The organism is Flavobacterium sp., assembly GCF_027531705.1.
GTDB lineage: Bacteria > Bacteroidota > Bacteroidia > Flavobacteriales > Flavobacteriaceae > Flavobacterium.
The window spans coordinates 62,887-80,087 of sequence record NZ_JAPZSP010000020.1; the positions used below are offsets into that span (position 1 = coordinate 62,887).

At 32.2% G+C, this 17,201-nt stretch carries 12 protein-coding genes; 6 read left to right on the forward strand and 6 right to left on the reverse strand.

The window, feature by feature from the left end; translation table 11 throughout:
- Positions 1-49 precede the first annotated feature (49 nt).
- Positions 50-1,015, forward strand: coding sequence for a hypothetical protein (locus O9267_RS08170; protein WP_298178012.1), 966 nt, complete (start codon positions 50-52; stop codon positions 1,013-1,015).
- A gap of 21 nt (positions 1,016-1,036) precedes the next feature.
- Here O9267_RS08170 and O9267_RS08175 read toward each other — a convergent pair whose 3' ends face one another.
- The 6 genes from O9267_RS08175 to O9267_RS08200 all read right to left on the reverse strand — a co-directional run bounded on the left by O9267_RS08175 (position 1,037) and on the right by O9267_RS08200 (position 8,226).
- Positions 1,037-1,399: a response regulator gene (locus O9267_RS08175; protein WP_298178014.1), complete on the reverse strand. Its 363-nt coding sequence runs from the start codon at positions 1,397-1,399 to the stop codon at positions 1,037-1,039.
- A gap of 120 nt (positions 1,400-1,519) precedes the next feature.
- Positions 1,520-4,216 carry an ATP-binding protein gene (locus tag O9267_RS08180; RefSeq protein ID WP_298178017.1) on the reverse strand — a complete coding sequence of 899 codons (2,697 nt, stop codon included), beginning with the start codon at positions 4,214-4,216 and terminating at the stop codon, positions 1,520-1,522.
- Positions 4,217-4,619: 403 nt separating this feature from the next.
- Complete coding sequence (locus O9267_RS08185; protein ID WP_298178020.1) at positions 4,620-4,835, reverse strand: DUF6814 family protein; 216 nt, start codon at positions 4,833-4,835, stop codon at positions 4,620-4,622.
- A gap of 11 nt (positions 4,836-4,846) precedes the next feature.
- Entirely contained in the window at positions 4,847-6,385 is a 1,539-nt protein-coding gene (locus tag O9267_RS08190) for an MFS transporter (protein ID WP_298178022.1), read from the reverse strand.
- Positions 6,386-6,415: 30 nt separating this feature from the next.
- A complete protein-coding gene (locus O9267_RS08195) occupies positions 6,416-7,705 on the reverse strand; it encodes a hypothetical protein (protein WP_298178024.1) in 1,290 nt (429 codons plus the stop codon).
- Positions 7,706-7,806: 101 nt separating this feature from the next.
- Entirely contained in the window at positions 7,807-8,226 is a 420-nt protein-coding gene (locus O9267_RS08200; RefSeq protein ID WP_298178026.1) for a helix-turn-helix domain-containing protein, read from the reverse strand.
- A 456-nt stretch (positions 8,227-8,682) separates the two neighbouring features.
- Between O9267_RS08200 and O9267_RS08205 the strand changes: the two genes are divergently transcribed.
- The 5 genes from O9267_RS08205 to O9267_RS08225 all read left to right on the forward strand — a co-directional run bounded on the left by O9267_RS08205 (position 8,683) and on the right by O9267_RS08225 (position 17,124).
- Positions 8,683-9,696 carry an alpha/beta fold hydrolase gene (locus tag O9267_RS08205; RefSeq protein WP_298178028.1) on the forward strand — a complete coding sequence of 338 codons (1,014 nt, stop codon included), beginning with the start codon at positions 8,683-8,685 and terminating at the stop codon, positions 9,694-9,696.
- Between the two features lie 189 nt (positions 9,697-9,885).
- Positions 9,886-11,616 (forward strand): T9SS type A sorting domain-containing protein, encoded by a 1,731-nt coding sequence (locus tag O9267_RS08210; protein WP_298178029.1) that lies wholly within the window; start codon positions 9,886-9,888, stop codon positions 11,614-11,616.
- A gap of 110 nt (positions 11,617-11,726) precedes the next feature.
- Positions 11,727-13,967, forward strand: a complete 2,241-nt coding sequence (locus O9267_RS08215; protein ID WP_298178031.1) for a T9SS type A sorting domain-containing protein — start codon at positions 11,727-11,729, stop codon at positions 13,965-13,967.
- Between the two features lie 173 nt (positions 13,968-14,140).
- Positions 14,141-14,740 (forward strand): flavin reductase family protein, encoded by a 600-nt coding sequence (locus tag O9267_RS08220; protein WP_298178033.1) that lies wholly within the window; start codon positions 14,141-14,143, stop codon positions 14,738-14,740.
- 62 nt (positions 14,741-14,802) lie between these two features.
- The gene (locus tag O9267_RS08225; protein WP_298178035.1) at positions 14,803-17,124 is read left to right on the forward strand and encodes a bifunctional salicylyl-CoA 5-hydroxylase/oxidoreductase; all 2,322 of its coding nucleotides are present in this window, start codon (positions 14,803-14,805) and stop codon (positions 17,122-17,124) included.
- Positions 17,125-17,201 lie beyond the last annotated feature (77 nt).

Below are 17,201 nucleotides of genomic sequence, written 5' to 3' on the forward strand. Positions count from 1 at the left end.
TTCAAATACTCAAAATGATGTTAAGTTTGATGCATAATCAAAAGTAATTATGATAATAAAAAACGCACTGATTAAACTTACTATATTGTTAATTACTTTCAATACTCATCTTTTTGCTCAAAATGCAAAAGAAAAACAAATACTATGGACAACTGATTGGAGTCCAAATGGGAAATTCATTGCAATTGGTGGTAATATTGATTCTTTGAAAATTTATGATGCAAAAAGTTTAAAATTATATAAATCATTTGCAATAAAAGGAACAATAACTCGAGTAAAATGGCATCCTAACAAAAATGTTATTGCAGTTGCAACACAAATTTCTGATGATAAAGCAATGTTACTTAATTTAGATACCAATTCTAAAATTGAACTAAATGGAATTTCACCTGATGGCGCAAGAGGAATTGATTGGAATTATAACGGTGAGTTTCTAACAGTTGCTGATAATGACGGACAAATTACACTATTTGATGATAAAGGAGAATTGATTAGAAAGTTTGCCAATGAAAATAATTCAACGAAAGGAATCACTGCAATTGATTGGCATCCGAGCAAAAATATTTTTGTAACAGTTTCTGATAAAATCAGAATTTTATCAATGGATGGAAATTTGCTCCAAACTATAAAACACAGAGAAGAAGATGTTTTACTATTAAGTGTTGCTTGGCACAAGTCGGGCTTCTTTTTTGTAACAGGAGATTATGGCTATGATACTTATAAATCATTGCTTCAATATTGGGATGAGCAAGGTAATTTGATAAAATTAACTGATATAAGCAAAGGTGAATATCGAAATCTGACATGGAATCCAGAAGGCAACCGATTAGCTTCAGCAAGTGACGCATTAAGAATTTGGGATGAAAAAGGAAATCTAATTTCAGAAGGAAAATCTAAAGAATATTTATGGGGAATTTCATGGAATAAAAACGGAAAAAAAATTATTACATCAAGCATAGCACAAACTATCTCTATTTGGAATAAAAACGCAGAATTACTTATGAATTTTGAATGAATAAAAATGAATCTTCATAAATTATGAAAGCAACTCCAACACTTTATCCACCACTTTCTTAATAGAAAATGGTTTTGTCATATAGGCATCAGCACCAAGAGCCATTCCTTTTTCTATATCGCTTTCTTTGTTCTTGGCAGAAAGAAAAATTACTTTGGTATGTTTTAGATTATCATCTTTTCTTATTTGTTCAATTGTTGCATAACCGTCAACCATTGGCATCATTACATCTAGAATGATAACGTCAGGATAACTGGTTTTCACAATATCTAAGGCTTCTTGTCCGTCGCGTGCTATAAAAACTTCGTAGTTATTTTTCTTGAACGTATATTCAAGTGACATTACTATGTTAGGCTCGTCATCGACTATTAAAATCTTTTTCATTTTTTAAATTTCTATATTCAATTTCAACTTCAAAAATCAACTTCAAAAATCAATTTCAAAATTTAAATTCAATTTTACGATTATCTATCTGTTTTTTAGTTATCTTAAATCTGCTTTTTGCTAATTGAAATCTACTTTTTGTTTTGGTAAAGTAAACACAATACAAGCGCCTTTTACACTAGATTGAGCCCAAATTTTACCTTTGTGATGATCTATAATTTGTTTGCAAATAGCTAATCCTAAACCGCTACCTACCGGTTTTTTGATATTTTGGTTGGTTGATTGGTAGAACTTTTCAAAAATTGCTTCAAAATCATTCGGATTAATTCCTTTTCCATTATCATGTACTAAAGTATGAATAAAATCTTCTTTTTCAAAAATTTGAATGGTAATTAACCCTTCTTTTTCAGGACAAAACTTAATTGCGTTTGACACTAAGTTAGTTATCACCTGAAAAATTCTATCTTCATCATAAAAAGCTTTTACAGTATCTTTACTTTCTATATGAATTGAGATATTTTTATTTCTGATTAATTGCTGTAAAGGCTCAATCGCTTTTTCGATGGTTGCAACCAAATTATATTTTCCAGGATTAATAGTTTGTTTACCTGTTTCAAATTTTTCTAAATCTAAAATTTTATCAATCAAACGATTCAATCTATCAGATTCAGAAATGATATTTTGAAGAAATTGTTTTTTCAATTCATCCGGAATTTCATCATCGTCGTGCAAAATTTCACTAGCAGCACGAATCGCTGTAATTGGCGTACGAAGTTCGTGTGTTACTGTATCCAAAAATTCGTCTTTTTGCTTGTCTTTTACCATAAGCGAAAGATTAGCATTTTGCAATTTGGCAGTGATTTCTTTTAATTCGTTAGAAGTTTCTGTTAGTTTTTTATTGATTATAATATTCTCTTTCGATTCTTCTAGGATTTTTAGAACTTCAGGTAAGCTTATTTTTTCTTCTTTCACAACACTCGAAATCAAAATTCTAGCCGAAGCTGTTCCGATATGACCTGTTAAAAGATTTTCAGAAAATTTGATTAAACGTGCATCTGCCAATTCAATGTCTTTATCAACATTATATTTTACATTGAAAATATTCATGGCTCTTTTGGTGCGTTCTTCACCAAGAAAACGAATCAATACTTTCTCAATATCGTTTCTATATGCAGTTCCTTTCCAGATAAAAGCATTTTCGTGATTGGTTATGTAACGGCTAATATCTACAAACATTTCGGCATAATTGCGTTCGCGGTAATTTCCTTTAAAACTAACAGAAACCGCAAAATAAGTAATCGTATTAAAAAACAAACTCCAGAATAATGCATGCGGAACAGGTTGCAAATAATCTAATCCAAACAATTGAAAAGGTTTCAGTAAATAAATTCCATATAATCCATCAGAAATAAAGGTACTCGAACTATTGCTTAAACCAATTGCATATGGTGCTAACAATGTATAAATACAAATAGCAAAACCAACTAAAATACTGTAAACGGCGCCTAAACGCGAACCTCTTTTCCAGAATAAAGCACCAAAAAAAGCAGGTGCCAATTGGGCTATGATCACAAAAGCAATCATTCCTATTGAAACCAAATTATAATCTAATCCAAATAGTCTATAAATAAAATAAGATGTTATGATTAGCGAAAAGATGCCAATTTTTCTACTGTTAAGAATTTTTCTACTGCTAATGGTTTCATCGTTACCTTTAAGTTTTCCAAGTAAATTATAAGGAATCAAAATATTATTAGTCACCATAGTTGATAATCCGATGGAAGAAACAACAATCATAGATATTGCTGCCGAAAATCCACCTAGAAAAACCATTACCGTTAATGTTTTTTGGTCAAATAATTGCGGAATTAATAATGAATAAGTGTCTGAATTTACATTTTGACCTTCAAATAAAATATTGCCACCCCAAGCTATTGGATATACAAAAATATTGAAAATTAAAAGGTATAAAGGAAACAACCAAACGGCTGTATTAATGTGATTTTCGCGGTTATTCTCGATTACTCCAACTTGAAATTGACGTGGTAATAAGAAAATAGCAAACATGGATAAAACACAAAGCAAAAACCAGTTAATTGCTTGCGGTAAGCCACCAATAGTGTTTTTCTCTTTAAAATTTTCTAACAAAGAAGCTTTTTGGTAAATATCATCAAAACCATCAAAAACAAAAAAGGTTACATAAACTCCAATTATCACGAAGAAAACCAGTTTCAAAACACTTTCCATTGCAACAGCAGTAACAATTCCTTTTCTTTTTTCGGAAGCATCTACATATCTGGTTCCATAATAAGAAGCAAAAAGTGCTAAAGCCACTGCTACAAGTGTTGTGGTATCATCAAAAATGTTTTTGCTAGTTGGTGTATTGGTTACTACGTGAAATGTTTCTGAAATAGCTTTGAGTTGTAACGAAATGTATGGAATAATTCCTGTCAAACAAATAACGGTTACTATGGCACCAAGAAAACGACTGTTTCCGTAACGAAGCGAAATAAAATCGGCAATACTTGAAATTTTGTTAACTCGAGAAATTCGAATAATTTTCTTTAGAATTAAAATCCAGGAAGGTGCAATAATGATTGGTCCAAGATAAATTGGAAGATAACTCAAACCACTATCGGCTGCAACGCCTATACTACCATAATACGTCCAAGCTGTGCAATATACCGCTAAAGATAAAGTATAGATATATGGATTATTCGTCCATTTGCTATTTCCTTTTTTTTCTGCCCAATAAGCAATATAAAAAAGAACGGCCAAATAGCCCGAAAGAATCACTAAAAGAGCTATACTATTCATTATATCGAGTTACAATTAATAAAGAAATAAGTATGGAAATCAAAGAAATAGAAAAGAAATAAATATAAATTACAGGAAAGCCCAACAGATTTTGAGACGAGTCAAATAGCAATACTATAGGAAGATTAAATCCCATGAGTAAAACCATTGAAACAATTATCATTTTTTGTTGGTGTCGCTTTTTCATTTTATAAACACAAATTACACAAATTATTGTTGGATAAATTTTCACGAATTTAAACAAAGTTTTCAAACTCCTAAACTTTTAAACTAACAAACTTCTATACTCCTAAACTTTTAAACCTTTAAACCCTTAAACATTTTAAACTTTTAAACAATCTGTTATAAATGCTCAAAAGCCCTTAAATTAATAAGAGCTTCTGAGACTAACCAATAAAATTATTTAATCTTCGTATTCATCGGTGATTGCATACCAGCCAAAAATGGTTAAACCAGTAACAATCATAGGTAATAAAATGAAGAAAACAATAATTCCAAAAACTAAATCGTCTTGTTTTCCTGTGGTTAATTTATAACCAAAGATTCCAATTGAAAAGTAAGCAACTGCTGCAGCAAGAGCAATCCAAACAATTCCTAAATATTTTTTTAATGCGTTCATAGTTTTATATTTTAGTCGTGAAGAGTATTAATTTTTCTGTCAATGTAAATCATTCCGATAACGAAACAAACTGCGGCAATACCAATTGGATACCATAATCCTTCAAGGTAAAATTCTACATCACCGGCTTCTTTTGCATTCGTTACAAAGTAAGTTGAAATTGCAGGAAGTAATCCTCCAAAGATACCATTTCCTACGTGATAAGGTAATGACATAGACGTATATCTAATTTTAACTGGGAACATTTCTACAAGGAATGCAGCAATTGGACCATAAACCATCGTCACAAAAATTACTTGAACAAAAACCATAAGAATTAAGAACCATCTGTCGCCATTGTTAATCATTTTAGTAACTTTAGTTTCAATTTTATCTTTTCCTTTATCATCAAGCATTACTTTTCCATTTTCAAAATGAATAGTTTTGATTTCTTCAACTGTAGTTCCGTCAGTATAAGCTTTTGTAGTAGTATAGATTGAATCCATTTTTGTAGCGTCAACTTCTTTAATAGATGGAACTACTTTAGTTTGCTCAACAATTTCACTTTTCTTAGTCAAATCTGTTGAATTATACATTGCTCTATAAATTGGACGATATAATAAAATCGCTAACAACATACCTGCCATCATAATTGATTTTCTACCCCATTTATCACTTAACCATCCAAATACAACAAAGAACGGAGTTCCAAGTATTAGGGCAACACCCAAAAGCATATCAACTTGAGAAGAATCGATACTTTGAACAGTTTTTAAGAAGTTCATGGCATAGAATTGTCCTGTGTACCAAACAACACCTTGTCCCATTGTAGCACCAAATAATGCAAGAAGAACGAATTTTAAATTGAATTTATTTCCGAAACTTTCTTTTAAAGGATTAGTTGAAGTTTTTCCTTCAGCTTTAGTTTTTGCGAAAGCTGGAGACTCATGCATGTTTTTACGAATCAAATAAGATACAAAAACCATCAAGATTGATACCCAAAATGGTACTCTCCAACCCCACTCATCAAATGCTTCTTTAGATAAAGACGCTTTAGTAATTAAAATTACCATTAATGAAATGAACAAACCAACTGTTGCTGTTGTTTGAATCCATGATGTCCAATAGCCTTTTTCTCCTGCAGGTGCGTGTTCTGCTACATACGTTGCGGCTCCACCATATTCACCTCCAAGAGCTAAACCTTGAAGTAAACGAAGAATTAATACTAAAATTGGAGCAGCAAAACCAATTGTTTCATAACTCGGAATACATCCAATTACAAATGTTGCGCCACCCATTAACATCAACGTTACCATGAACGTGTATTTTCTTCCTATTAAATCGCCTAATCTTCCGAAGAAAAGGGCTCCAAACGGACGTACTACGAAACCTGCAGCAAAGGTTGCAAGTGTAGATAAGAAGGCTGCAGTTGGATTATCTGTTGGAAAGAATTTGGTAGACAATACTACTGCTAAACTTCCGAAGATATAGAAATCATACCATTCGATCATTGTACCCATTGAGGAAGCAGAAATAACTTTCCAAATTCCTGTTGTTTTTTTATCGCTCATATTTATTAATTTATTAGTTTATTGTTTGTTTTAAAAAGAATATACCGCAGAGATAGTTGTTCTTAGATTTCCAACTTTGTTTTGGTTGTCAGAAATGGATAAATCCGACTGTGTTTTTCCATGAGTGGCCGCTGTGTATTCAACTTCTGGTGTAATTCTAAATTTATTTTGTTTAAAATCTACACGAGCAGCAGTTCTCCACATATATTTAACACCTCTTGTAGCTGTAATACCTCTTGCATAAATATTGGCTGGAGCAACATCTGAAGAAGTACCCTCTTGATTTGTATAACCAAAAAATAAACCTGGTGCTGTTTTTTTGCTATTACTGGCTATATCTAACCAAAATGAATTTGTTCTTATTCCCTCATAAGTAACTGGATTAGTTCCATTTGCATAACTAGCATATCCGCCTAACATAACCAAATGATGCAAGTTTTCTCCTGAGATTCCATAAAGTTTTACATGAAACTTTTCATTATTGTATTTCATGTAAGCAACAATTGATGTTGAATTTAAAGTTTCGGAAGATTTTTTAATTACAGCTGGCACTGCAGGAGTCGTTCCCGTGGCAGGTATTGCTGGAGAGATTACTGACTCAATTAATGGTTTATTTGGATAAAATTCAGCTCCAAAACCTGCTATAATAGATTTGCTTCTATATTCAATTTTACCATGCATGGCAGGAATTACGCTATTGTAAACAGGTGAATTTTGATTTCCATCTGCTGAAAATGCTCCAAACTCTCTATCTTTATAGGCAATAAAAGATACTTTAAATTTATCATTTAATTTTTGATCAATTCTAAATTGTGTTGCCCATCCAAATGGATTGAAAGGAATTCCAGTAGAAAAGTTAGCAACACCAGGGAAAACCTCAGGAATAAATGTAGGATACCAAGTTTGACCAAAAGTTATTGATGTTTTAGCCCAATCTAACTTTGCATACGCATGACGTAATCTAAACAAAGCTATAGATTGTTGAGTGTTTCCAAAAAAATCGCCTTCGAGAACGCCATTCACCTTTGCACCCCAAACGTCTGGACCAGTTGCCTTAACACCTAATCTTGACACTACAGATAAAAAGTTGGATGCTCCTGTTTGGTTAATATCATCTCCGTTGGCATCTAGCTTTTCATCTAAAGGCCAAAAATTTAAATGATACTCTCTCACTTGTGCTGACTGTCTAGTGTCCATGCTATAATCAACACGGGCAAAACCATATACATCTACTTTATATGGGATTTCTTGAGTTTTTGGCTCTTGAGAAAATGCTAATGCTGAAAATAGGAATGCAACATTTAATAAAATTTTCTTCATAAGATTTAAAAAATTTGGTTAGTAATTCATTTTTGCTTGACCAAATTCTAAAATTTTGTTAATGAAAAAAATTATGATATATATTTATGTAAATACTATAGTTAATCTTTGAAACGCTCCCATTTTATTAACATAAACTTATCTCCAAGCTCTGTAATAATCATTCCTGCTCCTTTTAGTTGTTCTTTATTTTTCAAAAATTCTACCAATTCTAAGTGGTTGTATATCTTATAAGTTGGGTGATAATCGGTATGATTGGGTTTGGTTACCTTATATTCCTTTACCCAGTTACTTACTGTTACGTGCGAAACACCAATAATGCGTTCTATTTCTCTAAAACTTAAACCTTCTAAATAGAGTTGCAATGCTTTGGTTACATAGTAGCTATCTATCTTTTTACCCAACTTATTGACGGTGAAATAGTAATTGCATTTTTTGCACAAAAACCTTTGTCTATCTTTGATTACACCGCTTTTTACAATGTTGTCACTTTGGCATTTTGGACAAGCTAAAATCTCCATATATATAAATTTTGCATAAATATACTAATTTAGCAAATATACAAAAACATTTTTGCTATTTTTTTTAGTATAAATTTACATAGTGTGCAATTTTACTGGAAAATAATTACATTAATACTAATTTTAACTGTTTTTGCTAAATTTTCTCATCTAATGATTCTATTTGTGTAATACTTATTAAAGAAATTAATTAAATCTTGAAAATTCGTACCTCGTACTTTTTTTTAACCACAAAGAACACGAAGATTTATACAAAGCTCACAAAGTTTTAAACTCGTGAAACTGCGATAAATTAAAAAAGACATAAAGCAAAGCCTTATGTCTCTATAAAAAATTAAACATCTATCTTAACAAATAGTTCTTCTAAATTCTAATTTCTGAATTCTAATTTAGTACCTCGATTAATATAAATAAATTTTGTAGATTTGATGCAATGGATTGCTATAATTAAAAAAAATGAAATATAAATTAGTTTATTTCTTATTAGTATCACTAAGTTTTTGTTTTGGACAATCCGACTTTAAAGAGCAATTCAAAATATTCTCTTTTGAAAACAAAAAATTAGGAAAAGTAGAATTCTGCACTTTTAAATCTACAATCGATACCAAAAAGCCTTTATTGATTTTTATTCATGGTTCGGGAAATTTACCCACATTTCAGTACATCAAAGAAACTAATTCCTACAATTGGAGCGCCTTTACTGAAATTCAAAAATACAAAGACCAATACCACGTAATTTTAGTAAACAAACCAAATGTTCCTTTGTTTGACACTGTTGAAGGTGAAAATGGAAATTTTACCTATCCTGTTTCAGATATCTATAGAGAGAACTATTCGCTAGAATGGAGAGCTGAAGCTGCTTCTCTTATAATTAACAAAGCTATAAAATTACTACCAACCGACCAATCGAAAATAGTGGTAATCGGACATTCACAAGGTGGACAAGTGGCTCCCAAGGTAGCTGTTATCAATAAAAAAGTGACTCATCTTGTTTTGCTTAACACCAATTCATTGAATCATTTATACGATTTTGTTTTGCAAGAACGCCTAGCTGCCTTTAAGGGTGAGCAAACTTTTGAAAAAACACAACAAAACATTGATACCTTATTTGCTGACTACAAAAGAATTTTTAATGACCCAAAAAACAAAACGAAAATGTGGTATGACGAAACCTATTTTCGCTGGGCAAGTTTTAGTGATGAAACACCATTAGAAAATATGCTAAAACTCAAAATTCCAATATTTGTGATTGCTGGCGGTAAAGACTTGTGGGGTTCTTTTATAATGAATACTGACTATGTACAAATAGAGTTTTTACGGTACCAAAAAACAAATTTAACCTATAAAGTATATCCAAACGCCAATCATTTTTTACAAGATGAACTAGAAGAAAGTGGAAAAACAAAATATGTAGATATAAAGCCTACCGTTTTTGCAGAAATTGACCAGTGGACAAAGAGTAAAAATTAATTGTTTTTGAAGCACAAATAACACAAAGTTATTCTAACTTCATAACTCATCGAATACAACCCCATAACCAACGAATGTGATTTGATATACTTCAAATATTCATCAATTTAGAGTCAACCTTGTGGTATTGTGTAAAAATAAATTATGTTTGTATAAATTATCTCTAACAAAGATTTAAAAAATAAAATAATGATTAGAAAAATTACTCTTTTGGTGTTACTTACCACTTTTACTTCGGCATTCTCACAAAATTTAAATTTTATAAACAAAGCTGATAAATTAATTCCCCGTGGTGGTTCGGCAAGTTCTAAAGACCAAAGTAACGATATTATGTATGTAACCAATGGCTTTTCGAACGACCAGCCCTATACTTCAGAAATTGAAGCTTATAATTTTTATGAAGATTTGTGGTATCTCTTCACACCCTCAACACCAACCATTGCCAAAAGATATGGAAATATGGAAATTTTGGGTAATACAATGTACTTGTTTAACGGTTTAACAAGCACTGGTGCTAACAACAAATTAGAGCAATTAAATCCTGAAACAGGAGTATTGACTCAAAATACTACGCTAAATCCAAATCCGGTTTTCAGTGCTGGAAGCTCCGTTTGGGGCGATTATTTAATTAGCTTTGGAGGTTGCTCTAGTAACTTTAATGCTCAATATTCTAAAAAATTATACAAAATTACACCTTGGGGTGAATGGACAGCACTTGCTGATATGCCAGTTGGTTTGCAAACCAGAGGTGAAGTTGTTTATGATAGTAATTTTAATGCTAAACTATATACTTTTGGTGGTTATAGCGAAACCAATGCAACTGCAGAAAACTTTGAAACCGTAACATCAGGAAGCAACATTGCCCTTACTGACTGGGTAAACGTAGCAGAAACAGGAACAAAACTCTACAAAGGAAAAACTTTTACAGCTAATAAATATGCCGAAATTACAGCATTTGAAAGTTTAGTTGCCAATCAGCAACCTACTAACATATCATGGTTAGTTTCAAATCAGATAACAGCACTAAGCTCTGATCAAGTATTTTTAAATTTTGAAACCAAAGACGGATTTAATAACGGGGCAACTCTGCAAGCCTATCTAATTACCAATTGGACTGGTGATATAACTACTTCAACCAAAACGTTATTAGATGCCAACATCGCTAGCGGAACTACAACAGGTTATGCAGCTAATTTTATATTTTCAGGAAATATTCCACTTACGGGAGATTTAAGTAATTTTAGAATTGGATTTAAATATGTTGGTGGTTATGCTCCAACTCCTAAAACTACAACTTATCAAATTGACAATGTGAGAGTTTACAAAGCAAATTCTTCAAATACTATTTACATTTATGATTTTGCTAGTAACCAATGGAGCACTTCCAATACATTGTTACCTATTTCATTATCGGCTTATGCTGTTGCAATAGGAGAACTTACAGATACCAAACTGTATATAACAGGCGATTATAGCAATCAAACCTTTACAGGTGTTTACGATACTGCCAACGATACATTTACTACTCTGACGCAAACCAACATGATTGGAAGAAGACACCACACCTCTGAGATATGGCAAAATAAACTATTTATTTTTGGAGGAAATACGACACCATTTATATCTAGTTGTTTAACAAGCACTCAAAGTGCCGATTTACCAACGTTAACTTCAGCAACATTTGGAACAAATGCAGCATTAAAACTATATCCAAATCCAGTAAAAAACAGTTTTAATCTTTCATTTGATAAAGAAATAACTAGTATTTCAATTTATAGCCTAGTAGGACAAGAAGTATATTCAAAAGAAATCAATACCAAAGAAGAAATTATTGATGTTTCTAATTTAGCTCCTGGAACTTACTTGGTAAAAGTGACTTCAAACGAAGAAGTACAAACAACCAAAATTATAAAAGAGTAAAATCGAAAAATTCCAAAATACAAATCCCAAATTTGAAAAGAGTTTGGGATTTGATTTGCAATTACTAAATAATTATATATTTGAGTCATTAAAAAACTAAACAATACCTTATGAAAAAACTTTACATTTTATTATCACTTTTCATTTCTATTACTGCTTCGGCACAATACACCTTTACGGTTTACAATCCATCCAATTCGGGTGTAGCAAGCTACTTTATTGGCGATATTAAAGTGGATGCAAATGGCTTGTTATGGATGGCGACTTACGAAGGCGTTTCAACCTTTAACGGAACAACTTTTACCAACTATACAACTGCCAATTCAGGTATTGCTTCCAACGCCATAATTAAAATTGAAATAGATGGTTTAGGCAAAAAATGGATGGCATCACAAAATAATGGTATCATTTTGCGCAACGGAACTACATGGACTAATTATACTACAGCCAATTCTGGACTTCCAAATAATGCCATCAATGACATAGCGATTGATGGATTGAACAACCTTTGGATAGCTACAGCATCTGGACTTACCAAATTTAATGGAACAACTTGGACCACCTATACCTCGCTTACAAATATTAATTCTGTTGCAACAGACAGTAATAATGGAGTTTGGGTTAGCAATAACTTTGGAGTATTATACAAATTTAATGGTACTGATTTTAATACTATCTTTCAAGGAGGCACGAACAAAATTTTAAAAATTGCAAATAATAACATTTATTGTGATTCTGGAGATGGCTTAATGACTATTACAACTGGTGGTACCTACATTGGAACTCAATGGCAAAGTAATTCTTGTCTTTCGGGTTACCAATTCAATGCTTTAGATGTTGATAGTAATAACAAAATATGGATTGGATTTGGAGGAACAGGCTTGCAAAATTTTACTGATTGTACTTCTTATACGGTAGCAAATTCAGATTTACCAATGGATGATGTTAGAGCATTAAAAACACTTTCTGATGGCACTATTTGGGTAGGAACTTCTCAAGGTGGTTTGGTTAAAATGACACCTGGAGGAACTATAGGTTGCTGGAAACAAATAAGTTCAGGACAACAATTTACGGTTGCTATAAAATCTGACGGAAGTCTTTGGTCATGGGGAGCAAATGCTTTTGGACAATTAGGTTATGCTGGATCAAACAACAACCAACCTTCACAAATTGGAACTGCAACAAACTGGAAAAGTATTTCTTGTGGAGTTGCCCATACACTAGCAATCAAGACAGATGGAACTTTATGGGCATGGGGAAATAATTTTTATGGCTATTTAGGTGATGGCACAACTGTTGCTAAGAACACACCAGTACAAATAGGAAATGCAACCAATTGGAAAAATGTATATGCAGGATACACCCATAGTTTTGGTATAAAAAATGATGGTACGCTTTGGGCATGGGGTTACAACCAATATGGTCAATTAGGTGATGGTACAACTACAAATAGATCGGTACCAACTCAAATTGGAACAGCAACCAATTGGCAAAGTATTGGTGCGGGTAATTCGCATAGTATGGGAATTAAAACCAACGGAACTCTATGGACTTGGGGACGAAATGATAAAGGACAATTAGGAGATGGTACTTCTGTTAACAAAACTAATCCAACACAGATAGGTACAGCTACAAATTGGCAATACATTGATGGTGGAATAAGCTATACAGCGGCTCTAAAAACAGATGGTACTATTTGGACTTGGGGAGAAAATACTTATGGACAATTAGGACAAAATGATTTGGTGAATAGAACCACGCCAACTCAAGTTGGAACCCCAAACGACACATGGGAATTTGTTTCTGCTGGAGGTTATCATATTGTTGCTTCAAAAAACTATGATGCCATATTTGCTTGGGGAAGAAATGACTCTGGACAATTAGGAAACGGTACAACCACCAATAGTCTTGTTCCAACATTTCTAATAGATGGAATTGAATGGAATGCAGTCAGTGCTGGTTTCGACTTTTCTTCTGCAATGTCAACAAATGGCGATGTACATACTTGGGGTAATAATTCTTTAGGACAATTAGGGAATGGAACTAATACAAACAATAGTGACGCCTATAATTCAGTTACCTGTCCTACAACTTTAGACGTAACTGATTTTACAACCTCTTCAAACAAAGTCAAAGCATATCCTAACCCAGTAAAAAATATTCTAAATATTTCATTTGAAAATAAGATAACTAATGCTTCAATTTATAATTTAGTAGGTCAAGAAGTGCTTACTAAGTCAATAAACTCAAATGAAGACACAATAGATGTTTCAAATTTAGCATCTGGAACTTATTTGGTAAAAGTTACTTCTGATGGAGAAGTGAAAACTACTAAAATCATAAAAGAATAAAAGAAGAAATTCCAAAATGCAAATCCCAAATTCCAAATTTATGGAGTTTGGGATTTTTTGTTTTTTAGAAAATGAAACTCTAATTTTAACACTAACAAATGTCAATAATTTTAACAGAATTTAAATACAATTAAAAAAAATAGCTTTAATTTGTAGGTAACAAACAAACTATAATGCAATTTGACCCAAACAATTTAGATTCTTCATCTTTATATAAATTACTTACAGGTTCGATAATTCCAAGACCTATCGGTTGGATTTCTACAGTTGACCAAAACGGTATCAACAACCTTGCTCCTTTCTCCTATTTTAATATTGTTGGTGAAAAACATATTATGTTTTCGACTGCTAAAAAAAAAGGAAACAATAAAGATACTTTAAACAATATTCTTCTAAATAAAGAATTCGTTTTGAACATGGTTACAGAAGATGTTGTTGAAGCTATGAACATGACATCAGCAGAATTACCAGCTAATGAAGATGAATTCATTCATGCTGGTCTTACTCCTATTGATTGCAAACGAATAAAGCCAAAAAGAGTTAAAGAATCTAAAATTTCATTTGAATGTAAAATGATTCATAATTTCACAATGCCACATCCAGAAAACAATGGAGCAACTATGATTGTTGGTGAAATTGTAATGATGCACTTTGATGATGATGTGCTTTTAGATAATTACAAAATCAATATGGAAAATTACAAACCTGTTTCAAGATTAGCAGGTTCAAATTATAGTAAAATTGGAGAAGTTTTCTCAATTAAAAGAAGTTAAATAAAAAAATCCGCGGAAATCAGCGTTGCATAGCATCCGTTTCATCCGCGTTCCATTAAAATATGAAAATAGCAGTTATTGGTGGTGGTCCAGGTGGACTATACTTTTCAATATTAACAAAAAAAGCAATGCCTCATTGCCAAATCGATATTTACGAGCGTAATAAATCGGACGACAGTTTTGGCTTTGGTGTAGTGTTTTCCGATGAAACTTTGGGAGAATTTCTAAAGCGTGACATGCAATCGTATGAACTCATTCGTAGCAAATTTGCCTATTGGGATGATATTATCATTGCACGTGATGGACAAACTGTAAACATAGCAGGAAATGGATTTTGCGGATGTTCAAGAAAAACTTTACTACAATTATTACAACAAAGATGCACAGAAGAAGGTGTGAATTTGCATTTCGAACACAATGTAGATGATTTGAGTCAATTTGAAGATGCTGATATTATTATCGCTTCTGATGGAATTGGAAGTCAAATACGAACAAAATTTGCATCAGAATTTGGAACCAAAATCGAATTAAAGCAAAACCGTTTTGTGTGGTTGGGCTCAACAAAACCTTTAGACGCATTCACCTATTTTTTCAGAAATACAGAACATGGATTAATCGTAGCACATTCCTATCAATATGAAGCTGGAATGAGTACATGGATATTTGAATGTGCTGACGAGACTTGGCAAAAATTTCAATTTGAAGTTACTAACGAAGAAGATACGATTGCAAAAATTGCTGAAATTTTCAAAGAAGAACTCGATGGTCATCCATTAATTTCTAACAAATCGCATTGGCGTCAATTTCCGCATGTAACTAATGAAAATTGGTATCATAAGAATATCGTTTTACTTGGTGATGCAAAAGCTACAGCACATTATTCAATAGGTTCAGGAACAAAACTTGCTATGGATTCTGCTATAGGTTTGTTTGATGCATTAATAGCTAATCCAAACGATGTACAAGCTGTCTTTCAACATTATGATAAATCCCGAAGAAATACTGTAGAAATGATTCAGTATGCTGCGTTAGTATCGTTAGATTGGTTTGAAAACATGAACCGACACAATCAACATCCTTTTTATCAATTTGCTTTCGGATGTATGACACGTGCTAAAAAAGTAACTTATGAAAACTTGCGTTTGCGTGATAAATCATTTACAGATAAAGTTTTAGAAGAATTTTTGTTGGCTTCGAGTGCCTCAGGCAACAAAAATGAAACGTTGCCTAAGGCTCTCGAAGACAAAAGTGCTGCTTTCTCTCCATTCAAATTAAGAAATTTAGAATTACAAAACCGAATTACAATGTCATCAATGGGACAATATTCGGCAGAAAACGGATTAGTTAACGATTGGCATTTTCAACATTATACCTCAAGAGCCATTGGTGGATTAGGATTGATTTTAACGGAAATGACAGCAGTTTCAGAAACTGGACGCATTACTTTAGGTTGTGCAGGTATATATAATGATAATCAAATATTTGAATGGAAACGAATAAATAATTTTATTCATAAAAATACGCAAACAAAAATCGGAATTCAATTAGGACATTCTGGTCGAAAAGGTTGCTCTAAAATTCCTTGGGAAGATAGTTTTTCTGGAGAAAGTTGGGAATTACTTAGTGCGTCTGCAATTCCATTTAATGAAAATTCTGCAACACCAAAAGAAATGACTTTGGCCGACATGGATTTGGTTACTTCACAATTCGTTCAAGCAACCATAAATTCAGACAAAGCTGGATTTGATTTAATCGAATTACAAGCGCATCATGGATTTTTATTAGCTTCTTTCCTATCGCCTTTGACAAATATAAGAACAGATGAATTTGGCGGAACTGTTGAAAACCGATTGAAATTTCCGCTAAGAGTTTTCAATGAAATGCGAAATGTTTTCCCAAAAGAAAAACCAATGTCAGTTCGAATTTCAGCAACCGATTGGGCAGAAAACGGAATTTCTGAAGAAGATGTAATTGCAATTGCAACTGCTTTTAAAAACGCTGGAGCAGATATTATAAATGTTTCGACAGGAAATACTGTTGCAAATCAAAAACCAATTACAGGTAGAATGTGGCAAACACCTTTTTCGGATGCTGTTAGAAATACTGTTCACATTCCAACGATTACGGCTGGATATATTCAAGATATTGATCAAATAAACACAATAATTTTAAACGGAAGAGCCGATTTAGTAGCTTTAGGAAGACCATTATTATTGGATGCTAATTTTGTGAGAAACGCACAAGCTTATGAACAATTTCAACCAAATGATATTCCAAATCAATATAAAATGGGAATATCACATTTATATCCATTAAAAGCTTCAGAAAGAAAACAAGCGGAAGGAATGAAAAAAGCTTTGAAACCGAAGAGTAATAAGAAGTAAAAACTGTATATTGTATAATAGTATATTGTAAAATTGGTTCAATATACTATTATACAATATACAATATACAATTTTTC

Excerpts from the sequence above, each read along its gene's own strand:
- O9267_RS08205 (WP_298178028.1), top strand. The coding sequence starts at position 8,683 with ATGAAATATAAATTAGTTTATTTCTTATTAGTATCACTAAGTTTTTGT.
- O9267_RS08190 (WP_298178022.1), bottom strand. The coding sequence starts at position 6,385 with ATGAGCGATAAAAAAACAACAGGAATTTGGAAAGTTATTTCTGCTTCC.
- O9267_RS08195 (WP_298178024.1), bottom strand. The coding sequence starts at position 7,705 with ATGAAGAAAATTTTATTAAATGTTGCATTCCTATTTTCAGCATTAGCA.
- O9267_RS08180 (WP_298178017.1), bottom strand. The coding sequence starts at position 4,216 with ATGAATAGTATAGCTCTTTTAGTGATTCTTTCGGGCTATTTGGCCGTT.
- O9267_RS08210 (WP_298178029.1), top strand. The coding sequence starts at position 9,886 with ATGATTAGAAAAATTACTCTTTTGGTGTTACTTACCACTTTTACTTCG.
- O9267_RS08185 (WP_298178020.1), bottom strand. The coding sequence starts at position 4,835 with ATGAACGCATTAAAAAAATATTTAGGAATTGTTTGGATTGCTCTTGCT.
- O9267_RS08170 (WP_298178012.1), top strand. The coding sequence starts at position 50 with ATGATAATAAAAAACGCACTGATTAAACTTACTATATTGTTAATTACT.
- O9267_RS08220 (WP_298178033.1), top strand. The coding sequence starts at position 14,141 with ATGCAATTTGACCCAAACAATTTAGATTCTTCATCTTTATATAAATTA.
- O9267_RS08200 (WP_298178026.1), bottom strand. The coding sequence starts at position 8,226 with ATGGAGATTTTAGCTTGTCCAAAATGCCAAAGTGACAACATTGTAAAA.
- O9267_RS08215 (WP_298178031.1), top strand. The coding sequence starts at position 11,727 with ATGAAAAAACTTTACATTTTATTATCACTTTTCATTTCTATTACTGCT.
- O9267_RS08225 (WP_298178035.1), top strand. The coding sequence starts at position 14,803 with ATGAAAATAGCAGTTATTGGTGGTGGTCCAGGTGGACTATACTTTTCA.
- O9267_RS08175 (WP_298178014.1), bottom strand. The coding sequence starts at position 1,399 with ATGAAAAAGATTTTAATAGTCGATGACGAGCCTAACATAGTAATGTCA.